General features: G+C 61.6%; 21 protein-coding genes and 1 pseudogene. 11 read left to right on the forward strand and 11 right to left on the reverse strand.

Annotated elements, in window-relative coordinates; genetic code table 11:
- Positions 1–105 precede the first annotated feature (105 nt).
- Together F8A90_RS08545 and F8A90_RS08550 are read right to left on the reverse strand one after the other, a co-directional pair.
- Complete coding sequence (locus tag F8A90_RS08545) at positions 106–744, reverse strand: helix-turn-helix domain-containing protein (RefSeq protein ID WP_166017857.1); 639 nt, start codon at positions 742–744, stop codon at positions 106–108.
- 591 nt (positions 745–1,335) lie between these two features.
- A pseudogene (locus F8A90_RS08550) lies at positions 1,336–2,268 on the reverse strand (histone deacetylase family protein); the annotation flags it as partial.
- Positions 2,269–2,469: 201 nt separating this feature from the next.
- Here F8A90_RS08550 and F8A90_RS08560 point away from each other — a divergent pair.
- The 4 genes from F8A90_RS08560 (at position 2,470) to F8A90_RS08575 (ending at position 9,232) form a co-directional block, all read left to right on the forward strand.
- Positions 2,470–5,559, forward strand: coding sequence for a bifunctional acetate--CoA ligase family protein/GNAT family N-acetyltransferase (locus F8A90_RS08560; protein ID WP_233593612.1), 3,090 nt, complete (start codon positions 2,470–2,472; stop codon positions 5,557–5,559).
- A gap of 484 nt (positions 5,560–6,043) precedes the next feature.
- Complete coding sequence (locus F8A90_RS08565) at positions 6,044–7,252, forward strand: quaternary amine ABC transporter ATP-binding protein (protein WP_200019767.1); 1,209 nt, start codon at positions 6,044–6,046, stop codon at positions 7,250–7,252.
- On the forward strand, positions 7,249–8,106 hold the full coding sequence (locus tag F8A90_RS08570; protein ID WP_166017863.1) for an ABC transporter permease: 858 nt from the start codon (positions 7,249–7,251) through the stop codon (positions 8,104–8,106). Before F8A90_RS08565 ends, F8A90_RS08570 begins: the two co-directional genes overlap by 4 nt.
- A gap of 205 nt (positions 8,107–8,311) precedes the next feature.
- Positions 8,312–9,232, forward strand: a complete 921-nt coding sequence (locus F8A90_RS08575) for a glycine betaine ABC transporter substrate-binding protein (protein ID WP_233593613.1) — start codon at positions 8,312–8,314, stop codon at positions 9,230–9,232.
- A gap of 140 nt (positions 9,233–9,372) precedes the next feature.
- On the opposite strand, the gene F8A90_RS08580 is transcribed toward F8A90_RS08575, so the two are convergent.
- From F8A90_RS08580 to F8A90_RS08600, 5 genes are all read right to left on the reverse strand, one after another.
- Entirely contained in the window at positions 9,373–10,044 is a 672-nt protein-coding gene (locus tag F8A90_RS08580) for an RluA family pseudouridine synthase (protein ID WP_166017865.1), read from the reverse strand.
- Between the two features lie 68 nt (positions 10,045–10,112).
- Positions 10,113–10,640 carry a hypothetical protein gene (locus tag F8A90_RS08585; protein WP_200019768.1) on the reverse strand — a complete coding sequence of 176 codons (528 nt, stop codon included), beginning with the start codon at positions 10,638–10,640 and terminating at the stop codon, positions 10,113–10,115.
- A 356-nt stretch (positions 10,641–10,996) separates the two neighbouring features.
- A complete protein-coding gene (gene pdxH, locus F8A90_RS08590) occupies positions 10,997–11,647 on the reverse strand; it encodes a pyridoxamine 5'-phosphate oxidase (RefSeq protein WP_200019769.1) in 651 nt (216 codons plus the stop codon).
- Between the two features lie 70 nt (positions 11,648–11,717).
- Complete coding sequence (locus F8A90_RS08595) at positions 11,718–12,092, reverse strand: branched-chain amino acid transporter permease (protein ID WP_200019770.1); 375 nt, start codon at positions 12,090–12,092, stop codon at positions 11,718–11,720.
- Complete coding sequence (locus tag F8A90_RS08600) at positions 12,089–12,979, reverse strand: AzlC family ABC transporter permease (RefSeq protein WP_200019771.1); 891 nt, start codon at positions 12,977–12,979, stop codon at positions 12,089–12,091. Before F8A90_RS08600 ends, F8A90_RS08595 begins: the two co-directional genes overlap by 4 nt.
- Before the next feature lie 338 nt (positions 12,980–13,317).
- Here F8A90_RS08600 and F8A90_RS08605 point away from each other — a divergent pair, with 338 nt between their 5' ends.
- Positions 13,318–14,076 carry a cytochrome b/b6 domain-containing protein gene (locus F8A90_RS08605; protein ID WP_200019772.1) on the forward strand — a complete coding sequence of 253 codons (759 nt, stop codon included), beginning with the start codon at positions 13,318–13,320 and terminating at the stop codon, positions 14,074–14,076.
- A 101-nt stretch (positions 14,077–14,177) separates the two neighbouring features.
- Here the strand turns inward: F8A90_RS08605 and F8A90_RS08610 are convergent, their stop codons facing one another.
- The 4 genes from F8A90_RS08610 to F8A90_RS08625 all read right to left on the reverse strand — a co-directional run bounded on the left by F8A90_RS08610 (position 14,178) and on the right by F8A90_RS08625 (position 16,403).
- Positions 14,178–14,666 carry a c-type cytochrome gene (locus F8A90_RS08610; RefSeq protein ID WP_200019773.1) on the reverse strand — a complete coding sequence of 163 codons (489 nt, stop codon included), beginning with the start codon at positions 14,664–14,666 and terminating at the stop codon, positions 14,178–14,180.
- A 266-nt stretch (positions 14,667–14,932) separates the two neighbouring features.
- On the reverse strand, positions 14,933–15,340 hold the full coding sequence (locus tag F8A90_RS08615) for a DUF2069 domain-containing protein (protein WP_166017879.1): 408 nt from the start codon (positions 15,338–15,340) through the stop codon (positions 14,933–14,935).
- Positions 15,341–15,973 carry an NAD(P)H:quinone oxidoreductase gene (wrbA, locus tag F8A90_RS08620; RefSeq protein ID WP_200019774.1) on the reverse strand — a complete coding sequence of 211 codons (633 nt, stop codon included), beginning with the start codon at positions 15,971–15,973 and terminating at the stop codon, positions 15,341–15,343. It abuts the gene before it with no gap.
- A gap of 70 nt (positions 15,974–16,043) precedes the next feature.
- The gene (locus tag F8A90_RS08625; protein ID WP_166017883.1) at positions 16,044–16,403 is read right to left on the reverse strand and encodes an arsenate reductase family protein; all 360 of its coding nucleotides are present in this window, start codon (positions 16,401–16,403) and stop codon (positions 16,044–16,046) included.
- 105 nt (positions 16,404–16,508) lie between these two features.
- Here F8A90_RS08625 and F8A90_RS08630 point away from each other — a divergent pair, with 105 nt between their 5' ends.
- The 6 genes from F8A90_RS08630 to smrA all read left to right on the forward strand — a co-directional run bounded on the left by F8A90_RS08630 (position 16,509) and on the right by smrA (position 23,038).
- A complete protein-coding gene (locus tag F8A90_RS08630) occupies positions 16,509–17,792 on the forward strand; it encodes a YihY family inner membrane protein (RefSeq protein WP_200019775.1) in 1,284 nt (427 codons plus the stop codon).
- A 580-nt stretch (positions 17,793–18,372) separates the two neighbouring features.
- Positions 18,373–19,506, forward strand: a complete 1,134-nt coding sequence (gene potA, locus F8A90_RS08635) for a spermidine/putrescine ABC transporter ATP-binding protein PotA (RefSeq protein WP_200019776.1) — start codon at positions 18,373–18,375, stop codon at positions 19,504–19,506.
- Entirely contained in the window at positions 19,503–20,384 is an 882-nt protein-coding gene (potB, locus tag F8A90_RS08640; protein ID WP_200019777.1) for a spermidine/putrescine ABC transporter permease PotB, read from the forward strand. Before potA ends, potB begins: the two co-directional genes overlap by 4 nt.
- Positions 20,381–21,163, forward strand: coding sequence for a spermidine/putrescine ABC transporter permease PotC (gene potC / locus F8A90_RS08645; protein WP_043333579.1), 783 nt, complete (start codon positions 20,381–20,383; stop codon positions 21,161–21,163). Before potB ends, potC begins: the two co-directional genes overlap by 4 nt.
- A gap of 1 nt (position 21,164) precedes the next feature.
- Positions 21,165–22,241, forward strand: a complete 1,077-nt coding sequence (locus F8A90_RS08650) for an extracellular solute-binding protein (protein WP_200019778.1) — start codon at positions 21,165–21,167, stop codon at positions 22,239–22,241.
- 155 nt (positions 22,242–22,396) lie between these two features.
- The gene (smrA, locus tag F8A90_RS08655; RefSeq protein ID WP_233593614.1) at positions 22,397–23,038 is read left to right on the forward strand and encodes a DNA endonuclease SmrA; all 642 of its coding nucleotides are present in this window, start codon (positions 22,397–22,399) and stop codon (positions 23,036–23,038) included.
- Positions 23,039–23,088: the final 50 nt, after the last annotated feature.

Here is a 23,088-nt window from a genome sequence, read left to right on the forward strand (position 1 = left end):
CTCGCGTCGAGGCTGTCTTTACGGTTTAGCTTCTCGCCAGCGCGTTCTGCGTAGTTCAACTCGGCTCAGCTCGCTTCAACACAGCTCGGCTCACTTCACGACAGATCAGCTTGGGTCCGAATCATTGCGAGTGCACACCGACAGAACGATGGCATCTTCTTCGCTGGTAGAGACAAGGGCGTGACCCATGTCGGAGTCGAAATAGATGCTGTCGCCATCGCCCAGCGGCAAGGGTTCATAGAATTCCGAATAGAGCAGAATGCTGCCCGCCAATACCATCAGGAACTCCTCGCCGTCGTGACGCACCCAGTCGGGGAAATCATCGAAGCTGCGTGCGCGCACGCGAGTCTTGAAGGGAATCATGCGTTTCTGCGCCAGCTGCCAGGACAGTAGCTCGTGCTCATAGGTCGGTGTCGGGTGTGATTTGCCATCACCGACGCGCGTCAGGTCGCGACGCCCGAGAGTGCCAGTCTGGCGCTTGGGTGGGCTCAGCAGCTGCGGCAGGTCGATGTTGAGGCCATGAATCAGCTTCTGGACCGCCGTGAAGGTCGGTGAGATCTGCTCATTCTCGATCTTGGACAACGTCGAACGCGCCAGTCCCGTGCGCTGGCTGACATCTTCCAGCGTCCAGTGATGGGAGAGGCGAATCTGCTTCACGCGTTCGCCAAGCTTCAGGGGCTCAACGAAGGGTTTGCGACCGGAGGCGATCCGGACGGCGGCGTCCTTGTCTGTCGGTGTGCTCATGAGAGTGGCTTCGCTATGGGCGTGATATTGGCGGCGCACGACACTGGGTGTCGCAGTGCTGTCAGCTGGCGATAAAGTTTACTATCGGAAACTTTATCGCCAGCTTATCACAGCATGGCAAGCGCGCATCATCCCGACACGTAGCCAACATGGCTGTCCGCGACATGCCTCTTTGGGACACTGGAGGCTCGCTGGTACTCCCCTTGATCCAGCGGCAGGTTTCCTGGCTGCGGGAAACCTGTCGTGGGGAGTGGTGTGCGGCAAGTGCGAAAAGTCACCGGTACGGGGAATGCTCAGCGCTGGAACAGCCGGGCACTAATAGCCGAGCACTAGAACAGTCAGGCGCTAGAACAGCGGGTGGTCACGCTCATCCTTGGCGGGCTTGGCAAGCGGCGGCTGGACGCCGTCTGGCGTGCCAGAGGCGGAGCGGGACGCGAGTTCGAGCTGATCTGGCTCGGGTTTCTTTGACTCGGGTTTCTTTGACTCGGGACGCTCTGAGGTGGGTTGCTCTGAAGCCGGTTGCTCTGAAGCCGGTGGCTCTGAAGGGCGTTGGCCCGGGTGATGGCTGCCGGCACGCGCATCGAGACCATCCTGCATCGGCAAGCCCACCAGCGCCTTGAGATGCGCTTCGGTGCTGCGCCCCAGCGCCTCCAGGCAATACCCGCCTTCCAACACGGAGACGATACGCCCGTGGCAGTGTCGCCGCGCGACATCCATCGCCAGCAGGGTGACCCAGTAATAGTCGTCATCTTCCAGACACAGTTCCGCCATCGGGTCTTCACGATGCGCGTCAAAGCCCGCCGAGATCAGGATCAACTCCGGTTTGAAGTCATCGAGCTTCTTCAGCCATTGGGCTTCTATGGCCCGCCGGAAGGCCAGTGAGCCGCTGCCTTCACTCAAGGGCGTGTTGTGGATGTGCTCCCAGCGGCTCTCCAGGTAGCGCCACGGGTACATGGCGTCCTGAAAGGAGGAGCACACCAGCGTGTCGGGATCATGCTTGAAGATGTCGACGGTGCCGTTGCCCTGGTGTACGTCGAAATCGAGGATCGCGATCCGCTTCACGCCGTAATGCTGGCGGGCGTGCAGGGCGCCCACGGCCACGTTGTTGTAGAAGCAGAAGCCCATCGCATCGGCGCGTTCGGCATGATGGCCCGGTGGGCGCACGGCGCAGAAGACGTTGTCGGCCTGATCACGCATCACCTGGTCGACCCCACGTACCACCGCGCCGGCGGCCAGTCGCGCCGCGACCAGGCTATCGGCACACATCACGGTGTCTTCGTTGATGGTCAGCAGCTGCCCTGCCTGGGGTGGACATTTCTCCAGCGCCTGCAGGTGGCGCATGGGATGCACGCGCGCCAGCTGCTCAAGCGTTGCCGCTCGCGCACTGTATTGCTGGACATGCTGAATCACGCCGCTCAGCGCCAGCTGACGCTCGATGGCCTGCAGGCGCAGTGGGCTCTCGGGGTGGGTAGGGCCCATGAAATGCTGACCGCAGTCGCGATGGGATATGTAGGAGGTGATCATCGGCATGCCTGCGTAAGTGTGCGGGTCATAATGGTCTGCACCATGACGTAACAGTAAGAGTCGTCAATGGCATGAGCCAGTCGCCGATGGTCTACCTTGTTTCACGCATGAAGGGCGCGAGGATGGCTGTTCAGACCTGCGCTTTCGCGGCATGCTGCTCATATCGCGCTGACGAGGCGCAACCGCTGACAGGACAAGCCTATGGGAACGCGATTTCTGCGCAATTTCTTCGAGCCCGCCAGTATCGTGGTGATCGGCGCCTCGGAAAAGCCGCATTCACTGGGCGGGCAGGTACTGCGCAATCTGCTTGAAGGGGGCTTCAAGGGCGCCCTGACGGTGGTCAATCCCAAGGGATATGAGACGGTGCATGGCGTGGCGTGCGTCAAGCGGGTCAGTGAGCTGGAACAGGTGCCGGACCTGGCCATTCTGTGCTCGCCGCCGGATACCTTGCCGCGGGTGGTCGAGAAGCTGGGCCGGCGCGGTGTCAAGGCGGCGCTGCTGATTTCGGGAGGTGTCGCGCCGACACCGGTCAGCTCGTTGGCCCGCGTTACCGGCAAGGGGCTTGAGATGCTGTCACGCCGCGATGGGCTGAACTTCTCTGCCCCACGCCTGCCGGGCATTCACAGGCCCACTACTGGCAAGCCAGCCCCCAATTCCTCCGCCACCGAATTGTCGCATTTGGATCAGGCAGGCGAGCCTTCAGCATCGAGCGCCGAGCGCTACCCACGGATCGCCGACAGTACGGACGACGTGTTGGACGCCTCCCGGGCCCGTGAGCCAGGGGGCGAAGTCCCGCGTATCCACCGTGATCAGGAAAGCCTCAACAGTCGGTTGCTAAAGGCCGCCCGTGGCAGTGGGATTCGCCTGCTCGGGCCGGAATGCATGGGCATCTGCGTGCCCAACCGCCACCTGAATGCCTCCTTCAGCGGGCAGCCAGTGGCCAAGGGCAAGGTCGCCTATCTCGGCCAGTCGGGGATGTTGGGCAATGCGATGATCGACTGGGCGGCGGGGCGCGGCATCGGCTTCTCGCATCTGGTGACTCTGGGCGACAGCGTCGATGTGATGCTGCCCGATCTGATCGACTATCTGAACCAGTACGGGCCGTCGCAGGCCTTGCTGTTGCACCTGGAGCGCATCCACGACCCGATGCACTTCATGACCGCGCTGCGCGAGGCATCCCGCAATCGGCTGGTGCTGGCGATCAAGAGCGGACGCACCCCGGAAGCCGACCTGTTCGGCACACATGTCACGCGTGGGGTGCCCAATCGCGACCGGATCGTCGATGTTGCCCTCGCGCGTGCCGGCGTGGTGCGTGTCAATGACAGCGAAGACATGTTCGATGCGTTGGAGACGCTGAATCGCATGAAACCGTTGCGCGGTGATCGGCTGGCGATCGTCTCCAATGGGTTGGGCCCGGCCTTGCTGGCCATCGACAAGCTGATGGCGGGTGGCGGCAAGCTGGCCGAGCTGAGCGAGGAGAGCCGCCAGGCGCTGCTCAAGGCCGAACTGGATGTCAGCCTGCCGGGGCGCAATCCGGTGGATCTGGGCGGCAATGCCACGCCGGAAGACTTCGTGGCCGCGGTCAACATCGTGGCCAATGACCGAGGCGTGGACGCCGTGCTGGTCGTGCATGCGCCGACACGTCTTGCTCCCTCACGGGCGACGGCCGAGGCCCTGGTGGCGCATCGCAAGCAATTCCGACGCAACCTGCTGACCAGCTGGATGGGGCTCGAGCAGGCACTTTCGGCCCGCCATGAGTGCCATCTGGCCGGCATTCCGACCTATCTGTCACCAGAGAAGGGCGTCAAGGCCTTCCTGCAGATGGTCGATTATCACCGTGTGCAGACACTGTTGCAGCAGACGCCGCCGAGCCTGGCCTTCTCGACCAGTGCCGAGATTCGCGCCCGCGCCCATGACCTGGTGCACAGCGCGCGGCGTGCGGGGCGGGAATGGTTGACCCACTCGGAGACGGCGCAGGTGCTCGATACCTACGGCATCGCGACCGCACCGAGTCGCTATGTGCTTGATGCCGCCGAAGGTGCACGCGCCATCGTCGAGTTGCAGCGTTCCGCCGCGAATGGCGACCAGCCTTCTCGCCAGGGCCCCTATGCGCTGCGCGTGGTGCATGAACACAACAGTCAGCCGTTCCGCTATCGCCGCTACCCACAGCGGCTGTCTTCCGGCGTGGTGCAGGACCTTTCCGGTCCGGAGGATATCGCGCTGGCGATCCGCCGCATCACCCAGAAGGTGGCGGAAGGCGATGCCGAGCGCGGGCGCAGTGACCATGAGCGTACGCGCATTCATGAGTTCTGCCTGCAGCCGATGCAGCGTGGCAAGCACTCGCTGCAGTTGAGCGCAGGCATCACGCGTGATGACGAATTCGGCCCGGTGATCGTGTTCGGCATCGGCGGTTACAAGGTCAATGTGCTGGCGGACCGCCAGGTGGCCTTGCCGCCCCTCAATATGACATTGGCGCGTGAGCTGATCTCGCGTAGCCATGCCTCCCGCCTGATCGCCGAGCACTCGCCGGACCCGGAGCGCGATTTCGAGCGCGTCAGCACGCTGTTGATCAAGCTCTCGCAGTTGGCATCGGATTTGCCTGACATAAGAGGGTTGGAAATCAATCCGTTGTTGCTCAACCGCGAGGAAGCCGTGGCGGTGGATTTCGCGCTGGATCTTGGCAAACCGGCTCGTTTCGCGATCATGCCGTACCCGGAGGAGCTGCGTGAATGGGTGTCGCTGGACAATGGCATGCACGTCGAGGTGCGCCCGATACGCGGTGAGGATGCGCCCTTGATCACGGCCTTCCATGCCCGGCTCTCAGAGGAGAGCATTCGTTTCCGCTACTTCCACCACAAGGCGGCACTGACGCAGCGAGATCTCGCGTTGCTCGCCCAGATCAATTACGACCGCCAGATGGCCTTCATCGCCGAGCGTGAAGTGGAAGCCCAGCCAGGTGAGTCGCCGCAGCGCGAGATGCTGGGGGTGGTAAGGGTATGGAATGACCCGGACAACATTCGCACCGAGTTCTCCGTCATCATCCGTGATGACATGCAAGGCGAGGGAATTGGCAGCTTGTTGATGGAGAAGATGCTGCGCTATTGCCGCTCGCTGGGCACGCTGGAGATGGTCGGCAAGATCATGATCGACAATCATCCGATGCGCGCCTTGATGAAGCACCTCGGCTTCACTTGTCGCTACAACATGGAGGAACAGGTCATCGATGCCAGCATCCGTCTCAACGAGCCGGTCAGTGATTGGCAGCGCCTGAGACTGGAAGCCAAGGCCTGATGCACCTTGTTGGTGCGTGGGCTTGTTGATAGGCCTATGTCTGGGCTTATTGATAAGCGTGTGTGTGGGTTTGTTGTTAGACGTGTGGGAGGTGCTCAAGGCCGCATGCGCAGGCTTGCCAGGCGGTTCTCGACAGCACGCAATGAATGTCGGGTTGGAGAGCAATAGACCAATAACAACACGCAATATCGTGATTCAGGGAGGTATCAGCAAGAAGCGTCAAGGGCATACCACCTTGGTCGTATAAACGTCTGTTCGTGTTTGAGCGCTTATCAATAAAACTGTATTGTAATTACAAATATAAGAATCCTTTATGGATAATGGCGCAGGGGATGACACAGTATTCTGTCAGCAGGCCGGCAAGCGAGACTTGCGGCCAGGTTGCGCGATTTCAGCGGCAGGGCGAGTCACTCTCCCTGCCGGATTGAGTGTGTAATGGACAGAATCCGTGGTTATTTCCTGCCCGCTGACGACAGGAAAGCCAATGACTGACACTCGCGACGTGAAGATTCGAGTGCGCAATTTGAGCAAGGTGTTCGGCAATCAGCCCGACAAGGCGCTCAAATTGCGTGATGAGGGCATGAAACGCCCTGAGATTCTCGAGAAGACTGGCCAGACGTTGGGGCTTTCCAACGTGGACTTTGATGTGATGGAAGGCGAGTTGCTGGTCATCATGGGGCTGTCCGGCTCCGGGAAATCGACCCTGATCCGCTGCCTGAACCGGTTGATCGAACCGACGGAGGGCGAGATCCTCATCGACGGCGATGATGTCGCCAAGCTGGATGACAAGTCGCTGCTGCGCTGTCGTCGCAAGCATTTCTCGATGGTGTTCCAGAATTTCGCGCTCTTCCCGCATCGCACCGTGCAACAGAATGCCGAGTTCGGGCTTGAGGTCCGTGGCGAGGACAAGGAAGTCTGTTGTCAGCGCGGTCGCGATGCGCTCAAGCAGGTCGGCCTTGATGGTTGGGAAGATGCCTACCCCAGCCAGCTATCCGGCGGCATGCAACAACGTGTCGGCCTGGCGCGAGCGCTGGCCAACGACTCCACTGTGCTGTTGATGGATGAGGCCTTCTCGGCGCTTGATCCCCTGATCCGCAAGGACATGCAGCAGGAATTGCTGGCGCTGCAGCACAAGATGAAGAAGACCACCATCTTCATCACCCACGACCTTGATGAAGCCCTGTCCATCGGCGACCGCATCATCCTGCTCAAGGATGGCGAGATCGTGCAGATCGGCTCCCCCGAAAGCATCCTGACATCCCCTGCCAATGATTATGTGGCGCGCTTCGTCGAAGGCGTCGACATGTCGCGCATCCTGACTGCCCGCTCGGCGATGACCGATGTGCGTGCCACCGCACGCGATGATGATGGCCCGCGCACGGCGCTGCGCAAGATGGGCGACAACGGCCTCGACAGCCTGTTCGTGGTGCGTCGTGATCGCACCGTACTCGGGATCATCACTGCCGAGGATGCCGAACGTGCCGTGCGCGAGAATCTGACTGATCTCTCGAGCATCATCCACTCCGATTGCTGTCAGGTTTCCCCGGAAGAACCGCTGCACAACCTGTTCGCGATGTTTGCCGGTCATCACCATCCGCTGGCGGTAGTCGATGAGCAATCCCGCCTCTTGGGCGTGGTGATCAAAGGGTCCGTACTCGCGGAACTGGCGGAAGCAGGGGAGGCACACGCATGAGCGACGCAACCGGTTTTACCATCCCGAAGATTGAACTGGGTGACTGGATCGAGACGGGGCTTGATTACCTGACGACCAACTACTCAGGCATCACGCGCGGCATCTCCAAGTTCACCGAGACCGGCATCGATGTCCTCAACGATGCGCTGATGTGGCTACCCGAGTGGGCGCTGATCGCCCTGGTGACGCTGTTGTGCTGGCGGCTGGCCGGCACGCGCCTGGCCATCGGTTCCGTACTGGGGCTGGGACTGATCTGGAACCTGGATCTGTGGGATCCGATGATCGAATCGCTGACTCTGGTGGTGATCGCCACCCTGGTCGCCGTGGTCATCGCGGTACCACTGGGGATACTGGCGGCACTTTCGGATCGCTTCTACAAGGTCATCATGCCGGTGCTGGATTTCATGCAGACCATGCCGGCCTTCGTCTACCTGATTCCGGCGATTCCCTTCTTCGGCATCGGCTCGGTCTCCGCCATCTTCGCCACCGTGATCTTCTCGATGCCACCGGCGATTCGCTTCACCACGCTGGGCATTCGTCAGGTGCCCAACGACCTGATCGAGGCGGCCGATGCCTTCGGTGCCACCCGCAGCCAGAAACTCTTCAAGCTGCAGCTGCCGCTGTCACTGCCCACCGTGATGGCCGGCATCAACCAGACCATCATGCTGGCACTGTCGATGGTGGTGATCGCGGCCATGATCGGCGCCGATGGCCTGGGGAATGAAGTCTGGAAAGCCATCCAGCGCCTGCGTCCGGGAGATGGTTTCGAAGCGGGCATCGCGGTGGTCATCCTGGCCATGCTGCTCGACCGCCTGACCCAGACCTTCAGCAAGGAAAAGAAGCCTCGTTCGTGAGGGGCTTCATCAGTGGCCTCCGTATGCTTCATGGCTATACGGAGGCCGCCTCGAGCACTTTTCCTACCCGCCTCAGCGTTTGACTGTCGAGAGGACGATGGCTGTTGGCCGTCGACAAGCGCTCTTTGAACTCGTGTTTCGACAGACGTTCTTCGACAGATGCTTTTCGATAAATAATGAGTAAATTCGAATAAAGGGGATAACGATGAACAAGCAAGATGCCTCCCGCACTACCTTGAACGTCACTGCGAAGATGAATGCCGCCAGCAAGGCATTGCTGCTCGGCGCTGTCATGTCTTCCTCACTGGCCGGTGCAAGTGCCGTGTATGCCGCCGGTGACAAGGGCGATGTGACGCTGGCCTACGTCGAATGGTCCTCTGAAGTCGCCTCCACCAATGTGGTCAAGGCGGTGCTCGAATCACAGGGCTACAACGTCGAACTCAAGGCGCTGTCTGCGGCGGCGATGTTCCAGGCAGTTGCCTTCGGCGATGCCGATGGCATGGTCGGTGCGTGGCTCCCCACCACCCACGAAGACTACATGGCCAAGATCGCCGACAAGGTCGACGACCTGGGCGTCAATCTCGAAGGCACCAAGCTGGGGCTGGTCGTGCCGTCCTACAGCAAGCTCGAGACCATCGACGACATCAAGACCCACGCCGAGGATATCGATGAGCGCATCGTCGGCATCGAGCCGGGCGCAGGTCTGACGCGTCTGACCGAGCAGGTGCTCGAGGATTATGATCTCGAGGACATCGATCTGACCACCGGCAGCGGCGCGACCATGACCGCCGCGCTGAGCAATGCGATCAAGGGCGAGCGTGAGATCGTCGTCACCGGCTGGACACCGCATTGGATGTTCGCTCGCTGGGACCTCAAGTACCTGGATGACCCGCAGGGCGTCTACGGCGGTGCCGAGGAGATTCACACCCTGGCGCGCAAGGGGCTCGAGGAAGACATGCCGGAGGTCTACGCGATTCTCGACAACTTCGCCTGGACCCCGGCTGACATGGGCGAAGTGATGCTCAACAACCAGGAAGATGACGCTGACCCCTACGAAACCGCCAAGGCTTGGGTGGAAAGCCATCAGGATATCGTCAAGGAATGGCTGCCGGCCGCAGCTGAGTGATGCCTGACGCATGACTCACTGAGTCATGCATGACGAAACGCCCCCACAGGGTCTCCTGTGGGGGCGTTTCGTTGTGTGCCTGCAATGACGCGTCGCTCACACGGGGCGGACTCAGCCTGAATTGATCAGAACGGGCGGGCTCAGAAAGGACAGGGACTGCGCACTGCCATGCGCTCACCGCTCACCGGGTGATCGAAGCTGATCATCTCGGCATGCAGCATCAGGCGCTCGGCCATGAAGAAGGCCTCATCCGTCGCATAGAGGTCGCAGCCCAGGATCGGGTGGCCGATCTGCTGGCTATGAATGCGCAACTGATGCGTGCGACCTGACACCGGCGTGAACTCGACTCGCGTGCGCGCCGGATTCTCCAGGCGTTCAATGACGCGAAAATCACTGATGGCGGTCTTGCCGGTCTCGTGGCAGATCTTCTGCAGCGGGAACTGGTCGACATCCTTGGCGATGGGCAGCGAGATACGTCCGCTGTCCTCCTCAAGATGGCCATGCAGGATCGCGGTGTAGGACTTGCCGATGTTTCGATCCTGAAACTGGCGCGTCAGGTTGCCGTTGGCCGGCTTGTTGAGCGCGACCAGCATGATGCCCGAGGTGCCGAAATCCAGCCGATGCAGCAGCTTGGCGGTGGGATATTCCTTGACCAGGCGATGATGCAGTGAATCCAGATTGAGTGGATGCTTGCCGGATAGGCTGAGCAGGCCACTGGGCTTGTGGATCAGCAGGATGTCATCGTCGGCGTACAGTATCGCGTAGGTTTCGTGGCAGACGGGAACGATGAACGGATCGGCTTGTGGCTGCATAAAGGCTCGTCAGTGACGTCAGAAGGAGTCGGGGCGTAACGGCAAGTGGGCGCAAGCGCTGCCCCTATCTAGAGGGCAATGTCATCCCAGTGATACTCGTACTCGTCGTCCTCACCATCCTGGGGCGCACGTCCGATGAAGAGGCTGGCGGTGAAGGCACGCACGAAGATCACCTCGCTGCCGTCCAGTGCGGTCAGCAGCTCGCCTTTCTTGAGCTTCTTGATCCTGCGCTTGCGCGCCGCGGCGGCCTCACGCGCCGCGCGGGTGTCGGCGCGCCATTGGGCGGCAATTTCACCGGGCGCTGTCGACTGTTCGAGCAGCTCTTCCGGGCATTGCAGCGGAATGTCTGGCGTGCCCTCGTCACGGATATGGTATTCCCAGCGGCTGGGGTCACCATTCTTGGGTGCCTGCATCAGGTGCTGGCGAATGAAGGTATGGCCGTGAGGGTGCTCCAGCACGGCATACAGCACATTGCCGACCACGGCGTGATCGACCAGCGAGATGCCATGCCTGTCGGACGGGGTGTAGCCCGCCAGCAGTCGGTCTACGAGTGTCTGACGTGCCACCTTGGGGGTGCCGCTGTCATCCCAGGCCATGATGCCTCCAATCTGAGCGTGTCTGGCATCGCAGGCCATGTCGGATGCGCCGGTGAAGGGCGCAGGCTGACTAGCGTTCGAGAGGCCGAAAGGGCGGCCATTGTCCGGTTTGTGCCAGGCGAGGGCAAGCCGCTGACCGCGCGAATCTGTACCGCCAGGGTCTCAAGAGAAAGCGCACGCGACATCACAAGCGGCAAACCGGACGGTAACCCGAACGATAACGCAAGAGGCCCCGCAATAGCGGAGCCTCGAGAAGAGTGCTTGATGTGGCGCAGACTGGCTATCGGCACAGACTGGCGATCGGCACAGACTGGCGATCGGCACAGACTGGCGATCGGCACAGACTGGCGATCGGTTCAAGGCGCCAGCAGCTGCTTGTGCCATTTGCCGTCTTCGGTGTCCAGGCGCTGGTAGCGCACGCGATCGTGCAGGCGCGAGGGTTGACCCTGCCAGAATTCGATCATCTCCGGCACCACGCGATAGCCGCCCCAATGCTCCGGTCGCGGCACCTCGGTGGTGGCATAGACCTGTTCAAAGCGACCCTGACGCTCGCTGAGCCATTCGCGATCGGGAATCTCGACACTCTGCTGCGAGACCCAGGCGCCCAACTGGCTTCCCTTGGGGCGTGAGGCGAAGTACTGATCGGAGGTGGCTTCCGCGACTTTCTCGACGCTGCCTTCGATGCGCACCTGGCGCTCCAGCGCGGGCCACCAGAAGGTCAGCGCGGCGAAGGGCACATTGGCCAGTTCGCTGCCCTTGTGGCTCTGATAGTTGGTATAGAAGATGAAGCCTTCACTGTCGCAGCCCTTGAGCAGCACGATGCGCGCATGCGGCTTGCCCTGGCTGTCGACGGTGGAGAGCGTCATGACATTGGCGTCGTTGTCATCGGCGGACAGGGCGCTGGTCAACCACTCCTGGAACAGCTCGAAGGGTTCCAGCGGTGTGTTCGCAAGGCTCAGGCCATCACCGGAATAGGTTCTGCGCACATCGGCGATATCGCGGTTCATGGTGGGCTCCCTTGATGAATTGCTCATGTAATGACATGACTGTGACCGCTCACGTGGTGGATCGCAAGCCTCAGACACCACCCAGCTGCAACCACGCCATGTAAAGCCCGGTACCGACGGCAATCGAGAGCAGCGCATTGCGTCGCCACAGATGCAATCCCGCCACGCAAATGGCCGCGACCAGCATGCCAGCGCCCTCAGCGCTCTCAAGCCAACTCCGCCAGGCCGAGATGCGGTGCGCGGACTCTGACAGGTCAGGCAGTTGCATGGCGGACAGCGAGACGATGATCAGCACGACCATGACGATGGCCGGCAGATAGCGGCCCATATGCAGAATCAGCGGATGGGCCGAATGGCGGGACAGAAACACGAAGGGCAGCGCGCGCGTGGTGAAGGTCGCACCGGCTGACACGGCGATCAGCAGCAAGGCATGCAGGGTCGTCATGGGGTGGTGTGCTCCGAGGCTTGATTGTGCCGAGTCTGGCGCGCGCCAGACTTGCCGTGGGGGGGATGATCGTCACGCGGGACAGGCTTGCCGTGTGGCGGTTGTTTGCCACGCTGGTAATGATACTGCCCGAGCAACAGAGCGCAGGCTGCCGCGATGCTGCCCAGCAACAGCTGATCTTTTGGCAGCAGCCACAGGCCCGCGAACGTGACCAGCAGACCCAGCAGGAAGGGCCAACGCTCGCGCAGGGCAAACCACTGTTCGATCCCCAGCACCACGAATAGCGCCGTCAACGCGAACTCGATGCCGCTGCTGTCAAAGTTGAGCTGTCCGGCTGCCAGACCCAGCAGCGTCCCCAGTACCCACCAGGACTGGTTGAGGAAGGTGATGCGCAACATCAGGCGTTGGTCATCACGGCGCGCCACCGGATCATCGCGCTCGCCACTGCGCGGCAGACTGGCCAGCAGCGAGTAGGTTTCGTCGGTCAGCCCGAAGATGAGATAGAGCTTGCCAAGGCCCGCCGCGCGGAAGCGTTCCAGCAGCGACAAGCCATAGAATAGGTGGCGCGAATTGAGCAGCAGCGTAGCCACGAAGACCTCGGTGATGCCGGCTCCGGCACCAAGCAATGCCACCGCCAGGAACTGGCCGGCCCCGGCCAGAATGACCAGCGACATGAGAAGGCCCAGCCAAGGGCTCAACGGCAGCTGGGTGAACAGCACGCCAAAGGCTGCGCCCAGTGGGATATAGCCGAACATCACCGGCAGGGTCTGGTTAAGTGCCTGTTGCCATAGGTGACGACCGCTGACTGGCTGCCGGGGAGGCGAGCCCGCACAGGTGGTGTCGTCCCGGGAGGCGTGCGAGGTACTGGCCGTGGAAGGCGATGACATGGCGAGAGTTCCGTTCTGCGCAGGCGGGGTGAAGCCGGGCGACACATGCAGGGGGCCTCAAGTGGCCGAGACCCGGAAAGCCGTAGACAATCTCGTCAGCATATAATGTCATCGAGCATCAGGCGATGCTGCCAAGGTGGCAGCTGGTAGTGGAAAGTGCTGAATCAGCGCTTCATTGCTGATATTTCACATGTCTCATGGCGCCGCGGTGGAGTGATTTGCCGTGATCCGCCAGGCCATGGCCACCTATACTGGCCTATGACCACGTATTGGCTGCCTATCGCTGCCTTGCCCCGTGCCGTGCCATCCAGGGTTCATTCGCTGAGGGAGTCATCAGGATGAGTTCGAACCTATCCCGCAAGTCCTCGTCCGAAACGTTGCTTCTTGATCAGGGCGGGCCTTCATCGTTGCGCAGTGTCATGATCTGGGGGCTGGCCATCCGGCTGTTTCACCTGTTGCTGATTCTGGCGATCATCGGCATGTGGTACACCGCCGAGGTGGGCGCAGGGCTCGATTTTCCGATGGTCTGGCATGCACGACTGGGATATTGCGTGATCGGTTTGGTGGTATTTCGCGTCATCTGGGGGCTGGTGGGCACCGGGAATGCTCGCTTCAGCCGCTTCTTGGCGTCACCGCGCACGACCTGGCGTTACGCCGGTGACTTTCTGGCGGGACGCGCGCCACGTCATGCAGGCCATAACCCTCTGGGTGGCTGGATGACGCTGGCCATGTTGCTGGTGCTGGCAATTCAGGGATCGAGCGGGCTGTTTCTCACCGATGATCTGCTGTTCGAAGGGCCCCTGCATGACCGGGTCTCAGCGAGTGTCGCCGATGGGCTGGCCTGGGTGCATCACACCAATATTACGCTGTTGTGGGGGCTGATCGCCCTGCATCTGATGGCCATCGTCTGGCACGGGCTGCGCGGTGAGTGGCTGATCTGGGCGATGGTGCATGGCCGCAAGCATTTCAGGCGCAATCAATCGGTGGCAGGCGAGAACGCGCCAGCGCCACCTTCACGCCCCCGCAAGTGGCTCGCGCTGGGATTGGCGATCAGCATTGCCATTGTGGTCATCTGGCAGGGGGCTCAGTTGCCGTAAGCTCTGCTCACTCCTGCTCTCGCCCTCAAGCATGCCAATACACACAAGCGCCGCCATGAGCAATCTCATGGCGGCGCTTGTGTGTGGTGGAGCTTTGACTATCAGTCAGCGCGATACTGCTGATGACAGCCCTTGCAGGTCTTGGCTGTCTCGACGAACTGGCTGCGCAGGGCGTCAAGGTCCTGACTGGCGGCGGCGTCGGCCAATGCCCGGCTCTGGGTCATCAGTGCCTCTGCACGCTTGTCGAAGCCTGCACGGTCGGTCTCTATCTTGCTCAGCGCATCGGTATCACCGTCGTAGGAGCCGGCGATGAATCCCTCCCAAGGCATCTGAGCCAACAGTGCCAGTCGCTCGGCGCGAGTGCGAAACTCCTCGGCATCATAATCCTGCTTGCCCTTGACCATCGCGCCCATCGGGCTGAACTGCCATGCCAGCGTCTGGAAGACAGCCTGGCGATACTGGATGGCATCCTCCGTCTTGTCAGCCAGGGCCGCTGGTGACGCCAACAGGCTGGAAAGCACCACGCCAGCCGCCAGCATGCCAGTGGTCAGGGAGCTGCGCGATACGCCCGCAGGACGGTGATGAGACAAGTGTGTGGTCAGGCCGGTCATGTCAAAGCCTCGCTGTAGTCAACTCGCAAACACCGTTACATCATAGGCGGCTCGCGATGGTTGAGGGGTCTTGCAAGAAAAGGGGCGGGTAGCGCTGGGGTTGTGGCAAGTCGCCGTGGGCAAACCGATACCCGCCAATCTCGTCGGCAATTCTCGTTGGCTATTTTAGTCGCCTATTCCAGTCGCCTATTTTAGTGGATCAGGGCGCGACGAGAAGGGCGGGCAATGGAGAGATCAAGGCTTGATCAGGCCTGCGGTTGGCGCTTGAGATTGCGTGAGCGGAATCGGGCGTAAGCCATGCTGGAAATGAACAGCCCCAGCGCCGCCAGCGCTTCCAGTACACCGATGACGGCGTGGCCAGGCACACCGGCCAGCATCACGCCTTGCATGATGTAGAGCAGGCTGACGAACGCCAGCCAGACATGACCTCGTGCCCGGCGGGTGATGATGGCGGGCAGAAACAATGCGATGGGCAGCAGGCGGATCAGCAGCGGCAGCAGGCCATTGTCCTCGCTCTGCGCCATCAGCTGAATACCGCCGATCAGCAGCAGCAGGGCGACGGCCGCGAAACTTGCGATCACACCGCGACGGCTCTTGGCTTCGAGCGTATCGAGACCCTGCTCACGTTCCAGTCGTTCAAGCCAGGCGCGCATCTATTTCGTCTCCCTGAGAGGTTGCATGGCCAGGGCCAGGCGAGCGATACGCTTGCCTTGCGCCAGTGCCAGGCGCTGTTCGTTGTCATCGACATCGTTGTCGCCACGCTTGCCGCTGACGTGGGTCGTGCCGTAGGGCGTGCCGCCCTGGGTGGTCTCGAGCAACTCGGTGGCGCTGTAGGGCACACCGGCATACACCATGCCATGATGCAGCAGCGGGATCAGCATGGTGATCAGCGTGGTTTCCTGACCGCCATGCAGAGAGCTTGAGGCACTGAAGGCGGTGGCAGGCTTGTCGATCAAGGCGCCGTTCATCCACAGCTCACTGGTGGAGTCCAGGAAGTACTTGAGCGGCGCCGCCATGTTGCCGAAGCGAGTCGGGCTGCCCAGCGCGAGGCCCGAACAGTGACGCAGGTCGTCCAGCTCGACATACATGGCCCCGCTGTCGGGGATTTCCGGCGCGGTCTGTTCGCAGGTGGCCGAGATCTCGGGCACTCGGCGCAGGCGCGCCTCGACACCGCTGATGGACTCGATACCGGCGGCAATCTGCTCGGCCAGGGTACGGGTCGCACCGTGTCGCGAGTAATAGAGGACGAGGACGTATGGCGTCGCGTCGGGGGGCGTTGCGGACATGAGCTTCCTCAAATGGATGACAATCTATCGAAAGGGGCAAGCAGGGGGCTTGCGTGAGCACACCCTGTCATCAGGCGTCGCTCAACAGCACCAGCACATCTTCAGGCGGGCGGCCGATGACAGCACGCTTGCCATCATCGAGAATCGGTCGCTGCATCAATTTTGGCGTTGCGGCAATCGCGTCAAGGCGTTGCGCATCGCTGGGGTCTACCAGACCCAGTGTCTTCCACTCGGCTTCGTTCTCGCGGGTCAGAGCCCGCGCCCCGCCTTCCACTCGGGCGGCCAGGGCCTCGAGCTGCTCACGATCGAGGGGATCTTCCAGGTAACGAACGGTCTCGAATCCATCGCCCTCAAGACGCGCGGTCAAAAGCGCCAGTGTTTCCCGTGACTTGGAGCAGCGCGGGTTATGGTAGAGTTTCAATATTGACATGACTGTCTCCGTTTCCGGACAGGTGATGAGTTTCACGCAAGCGCTACTGGCCATGGCCGGCGGTGGCTAATGAATCAGGCACGCATTGTAGAGGGGCGCACAAGAATGCCACAACTGCCAGGGACCTCGCGGGTCATGCCCGCCATCGGCGTCATCCTCAAGCTGGTATCACGTTTCAACTATCACGACGGCAAGAAGACCGCGTCGGCGCTGACCTATACGACGCTGTTCGCCATCGTGCCACTGATGACGGTCATCTACGCGATGTTTGCCGTCATTCCGAGTTTCGACGGAGTGGGCGATCAACTGCAGTCGACGGTGTTCTCCCAGTTTCTGCCTTCGACCGGCGCCACGGTGCTCGAGTATCTCAACGAGTTCTCCGGTCAGGCGCGCAATCTGACCTCGGTCGGTCTGATCTTCCTGTTTGTGACCTCGGTGATGATGATGATCACCATCGAAGGTGCCTTCAATGCCATCTGGCAGGTGCCGGAAGGGCGCAAGGGACTGTCGAGCTTCCTGATGTACTGGGCCGTTCTGACGCTGGGGCCGCTGATGCTGGGCTCGGGCTTCTTGCTGTCATCCTTCTTGACCTCGCTGTCCTTCTTCGACTCGGCCGCCGAGATGCTGGGCGGCAAGGCTCTTCTGCTTCGTCTGTTGCCGCCGCTGTTGAGCGCCGCGGCCTTCACCTTCATCTATGCCGCGGTGCCCAACTGCAAGGTTCGCCTGCGTGACGCCGCGGTCGGCGCGCTGACCACGGCCCTGGCGCTGGAGCTGGCCAAGGCGGGCTTCTCGCTCTACGTGACGCACTTCCCATCCTATCAGGCCATCTATGGCGCCTTCGCAGCCGTGCCGCTCTTCCTGCTGTGGGTGTTCCTGTCCTGGTGCATCGTGCTGCTGGGGGCAGAAGTCGCGGCTTGGATGGGTGAGCGCTCCAATGCAGACTGGCATCGCTGGCCGCCGTTCTGGCAGACCCTCGGTGCCGTGATGCTGCTCAAGGATGCCCATGAGCGCGGTGAGCCGCTGTCCGATGATCGCCTCACGGAAGTGCTGGGCAGTCGTTATCGTCGCGTGCTCAAGCCGCTGATCGCCGAGAACATTGCCAGCCAGACCCAGGATGGCCAATGGGTGCTCGGGCGTGATCTCAGTCATTACACCCTGTGGGAGATGGCGCACGCCTTGCCGTGGGAACTGCCGGCCGGCGAGGCGGGCGAAGCGCCGCACCCGCGTCTGGAACCCCTGCGTGAGGCGCTGGCGCGTGCGCGTGCCGCCGAGAAGGAACGCATGACCTGCGGTCTGGTAGAGGTGTTGCCCAGTGTCGGTGACGTGGGTGATGAGGCCATGACTCGGGAGGAAAAAGACTCACAAGATCCGCAACTTGCGACTTCCTGAGCGGCACTGGAACGCGATTGCAAGGTGACAGTCTGAAGCCGAATGGGCAGAATGCGCACCCTGTGCCGTCTGCTCACCCCGACGAGGGTTGAGGCGGATGTTGATGTCGTTGTCTCGTTAGCGAAAGTGATGACGCCTGGCTGGCACCAGTGACTGACGCCAGTGATTGAAGTCAATGCAAAGGCCCGACACCTGTTCGGGCCTTTTCCTTTGTCTCTCGCGCATCAACCGGAACCGCTCGCCTGTATGGCCGCAATTCGGCCTGCACGCTGGCGAGCCAGGGCGAGGTATGAGCGAGGTATGAGTAAGGCATGGGCGAGGTATCAGCAAAATAGATCAGCTGGCGCTGCTCGCCGGGCAGACACGCAAGTGAAAGGTTCGCATGCCAGACTGGCGACGGCGTCTTGCCCGCTGTGTGAAGCCATCCTTGCGCTAGCGGGAGAGGCGAGACGATGCGATAGCTGGCTGCCTGTCGGTGGCCAGGCACGACGGAATTGACGATGTGGCGTGCCAGTCCCTGGCGCGCCTGACATGCATGAGGGTGCCGTTCGCGGCGCCCGCTGGAGGTGACAACCCGCCGATGAAAAGCTCTGCTCCTGAGAAGGCCCCGCTGGTCAAGCTGCGTGGCATTTCCAAGACCTTTGGTGATCGCAAGGTGTTGGACAGCCTTGACCTGGATTTGAACGATGGTGAGTTCGTCACGCTGCTGGGCCCGTCCGGTTGCGGCAAGACCACCGTGCTGAGAATGATCGCCGGCTTCGAATCGCCGGATAGCGGCACCATCACGCTCGAGTCGACGGCCTTGCATGAGCGTCCCGCTCACCAGCGCCCGGTCAATACCGTCTTTCAGAGCTATGCGCTGTTTCCGCACATGAACCTCTATGACAACGTGGCCTTCGGTCTGCGCATGGAGAAGGTCGCCAAGACCGAGATTCACGAGCGGGTGCGCGAAGCGCTGGAGATGGTGCAGCTGGCCCATCTGTCGGACCGCCGCCCGGACCAGCTCTCCGGCGGGCAGCAGCAGCGCGTCGCGATCGCCCGCGCCGTGGTCAAGCGTCCCCGTGTCCTGCTGCTGGATGAGCCGCTGTCGGCGCTGGATTACAAGCTGCGCAAGCAGATGCAGAACGAGCTCAAGCGCCTGCAGCGTCGTCTGGGCATCACCTTCGTGTTCGTCACCCACGATCAGGAAGAGGCGCTGTCGATGTCCGATCGCGTGGTGGTGATGCGCGAAGGCGGCATCGAGCAGATCGGCACGCCGCGTGAGGTCTATGAGTCGCCGAGCACCCTGTTCGTGGCACGCTTCGTCGGTGAGATCAACCAGCTGGCGGCGCAGGTCGTGCGCCCGGCGGCAACGGCCGGGCGCATCGAGTTGACGCTGCTCGGTCAGACGCTGGAACTCAGCAGCCATGGTCGCACCTATCAGGGCGGAGAGGCGGTGCAGGTGCTGCTGCGCCCGGAAGACATGCGACTCAAGGGCGCCGAGGACAGCGAAGGCTTCCCGGCGCGCGTCATCGAGCGCAACTACAAGGGCATGACGCTGGATACGGTGCTGGAGCTCGACAGCGGTCAGCAGTTGTTGGCCAGCGAGTTCTTCGATGAGGATGATCCGGACTTCGATTACCGCCTCGGCGAGCGCGTGCGCGTCAGCTGGGTGCCGGACTGGGAGATCATTCTGCCCGATGATGCGCCGGCCGTGACGGGGGTGGGTGCATGAGTCTGGTGCGCAATCCCTTCAAGACCGCCACCCTGGCCGTCATCTGGGGCTGGCTGATCGTGCTGGTGCTGGCCCCGACTCTGCTGGTGGTGCTGGTCAGTCTGATGCCGGAAAACACCGGCCAGCTGCTGGGCGGTGAGCTGTCGTTGAGCACGCTGTGGCAGGGCTTTCTGACCAACTATGGCCAGATGATCAGTCCGGTGTATCTGAGCGTCTTCGGCCATTCGCTATGGATCGGCCTGATCACGACCCTGATCTGTCTGCTGCTCGGCTATCCCTTCGCGTGGATGATCTCGCGGGCCAGCCCGCGCCTGCAGCCCTTGCTGCTGCTGTTGGTGATCATTCCGTTCTGGACCAACTCGCTGATCCGCATCTATGCCCTGCGCACGCTGATCGCGACTCGCGGGCTGCTCAACGATGTGCTGATGAATCTCGGCCTGATCGATGCGCCGCTGCGCCTGCTGTACACAGAGGAGGCGGTGATCGTGGGGCTGGTCTACATGCTGCTGCCGTTCATGATTTTGCCGCTGTATGCCGTCTTCGAGCAGTTGAGCCGCCCGACGCTGGAGGCGGCCCGCGACCTGGGCGCCAATGGCCTGGCCACCTTCCGCCATATCGTGCTGCCGCTGACCATGCCTGGCATCATCGCGGGCGTGCTGCTGGTGTTCCTGCCGGCGATGGGCATGTTCTATGTCTCGGACCTGCTGGGCGGCTCGCGCCACCCGCTGATCGGCAACATCATCAAGGGCCAGTTCCTGGAGGCCAACAACTGGACCTTCGGTGCGGCGATCAGCGTGATGCTGACGCTGGTGATGGCGTTCCTGCTGCTGGCCTATTACCGCAGCGTCAAGCTCTTCAAGCGTGAGGTGACCCTATGAAGGCGAGCGCCGCGCTGCGTTGGTTCAGCCGCTGTTACCTGACGCTGATCTTCACGCTGTTGTATGTGCCGATCCTGGTGTTGATCGGCATCTCGTTCAATGACTCACGCAACCCCTTCGTGTGGGGCGGCTTCAGCCTGCGCTGGTACGACAAGCTGCTGGGCAATGGCAATCTGATGGAAGCCGCGCTCAATACGCTGTGGCTCGGGGTGACGGCGGCAACGCTGGCGACGCTGATCGGCACGCTGACGGCCACCGCGCTTTACCGCTATCGCTTCCGCGGCAAGCCACTGCTCAATGGCATGCTGTTCACGGTGATGATGATGCCCGACATCGTGATGGCGATCGCCTTCCTGGCGCTGTTCATTGCGCTGGGTATCCAGCTTGGCTATTTCTCGCTGCTGGTCTCGCACGCCACCTTCTGTCTGCCGTTCGTGGTGATCACCGTCTACTCCCGCCTGACGGGCATCAACCCGCAGTTGCTGGAAGCGGCGCGTGATCTGGGGGCCAGTGAAGCCCGCGCCGTCTGGCATGTGCTGGTACCGGCGCTGATGCCGGCGATCGCCTCCGGCTGGCTGCTGAGCTTCACCCTGTCGCTGGATGATGTGGTGATCTCGACCTTCGTCACCGGGCCGACCTTCGAGGTGCTGCCGCTGCGCATCTACTCGATGGTGCGACTGGGGCTCAAACCTGAAGTGAATGCATTGGCAACCCTGCTGTTGGGGCTGTCGCTCTGTCTGCTGTTGATTTCACAGTTGTTGCTCAAGGAGAAAAAATAACATGCAAGGTACCCGTTTCCCGCTGCGTGCCGCTGGCCTGATGGCTGCCGTCAGCCTGGCTTCCGTGGCCTCATCCGCCCCCGTTCTGGCCGCGGATGACAGCGACAAGGTCCTCTACGTCTACAACTGGACCGAGTACATGCCCGATGAGGTCATCGAGCGCTTCGAAGAGCAGACCGGCATCGATGTCGTCTACTCCACCTTCGATTCCAACGAAGCGATGTACGCCAAGCTCAAGCTGCTGGATAGCGACAACAGCTACGACCTCGTCTTCCCGTCGACCTATTACATCGACAAGATGGCGCGTGAAGGCCTGCTGCAGAAGCTGGATGTCAGCAAGCTGGATCATTTCGAGGACCTCGACCCGAATCTGGTCGATCGTGACTTCGACAAGGGCAACCAGTACAGCGTGCCTTACATGTGGGGCAGCGCCGGTATCGGTTACAACCCGGACTATGTCGAAGAGGGCGCGCTGACCAGCTGGAACGATCTGTGGAACGACAAGTATCGTGACAAGCTGCTGCTCTCCAACGACATGCGCGAAGTCTTCCATGTCGCACTGGCAAGCCTCGGCTTCAGTGGCAACACCACGGACCCGGACGAGATCAAGGCGGCCTACGAGAAGCTGACCCAGCTGATGCCCAACGTGCGCGCCTTCAACTCCGACGCGGCGCGCGTGCCTTTCATGCAGGGCGAGGTCGATGCCGGTCTGATCTGGAACGGTGAGGTCTATCAGGCCAACCAGGAAGGCGTGCCGGTCGAGTATGTCTATCCCAAGGAAGGCATCATCCTGTGGATGGATACCATGGCGATTCCGTCCAATGCGCGTCACGTCGATGCGGCCTATCAGTTCATCGATTATCTGATCAGCCCGGAAGTCAGCAAGGAAATCAGCGAGTACGTGGGTTACACCACGCCGAGCCTGGCGGCCAAGAACATGATGGACCCGGAAGTGCGTGACAATCCGGTGGTCTTCCCGACTCAGCAGGATCTCGCCCGCGGCGAATTCCAGACCGATGTCGGCGATGCGCTGTCGATCTATCAGAAGTACTGGGAGCAGCTCAAGACCGGGCATTGATCCGTCCTTGAGGCGTGATGACGCAAGAAATCACGTCAGCGACTTGAGCTGAACCGACGCCCCGAGGCATGCTCTGTCTCGGGGCGTCGTCGTTTGTCGACCTTGACTACGCGCTCCACGTAATTGACACGTCCTGGTGAAGACTGGAGGGTGCCATGTCACGTTTTTCCCCTGCAATGATGTCAGCGGCGCATGCCCGTGAGTTGAGCAGTGCCGAGGCGGATGATCTGTTCAGTCGTGAGATGCAAGGCGTTGCTCCCCTGACGCGCGGCAAGGACCGCGCCGATGTCACCGCGGCCCGCAAGGGCCCCAGCGAGGCTCAGCTGGCACGGCGTGAAGACGCGCAGAAGAACTTGGGCAATGAGCTGGACGGGCTGTCCGACAGCTACGTGGAGCATCTCTCGCCGCACGACCCGGTCGAGTTTCGCCGCGATGGCATCCAGACCGGTGTGCTGGAGCGCTTGCGCCAAGGCGGCTACCCACCCGAGGCGCAGCTCAATCTGATGCGTCGTCCGCTCATCGAGTGTCGGCGTGAGGTGCATCGCTTCATTCAGGATGCCTGGCGCAACGAGTTGCGCTGCCTGCTGGTGATTCATGGCAAGGGACGTGACAGCGAATCGCATGCCGCCTTGATTCGTGCCTACCTGGTGCACTGGCTGGAGCAGATGCCTGAGGTGCAGGCCTGGAGCAGTGCCACGCCGCGCCATGGTGGGCTGGGGGCGACGCTGGTGATGTTGCGCAAGTCCCGCGCGTCGCGTGACAACAACCGCGAACGGCATCAGAAGCGACGCGGCTGATCGCTGCGAGCAGCAAGTTCCGCAAGCAGTCAAATCAGACAACAGAAACC

It is taken from the genome of Cobetia sp. cqz5-12 (assembly GCF_016495405.1).
Lineage (GTDB): Bacteria > Pseudomonadota > Gammaproteobacteria > Pseudomonadales > Halomonadaceae > Cobetia.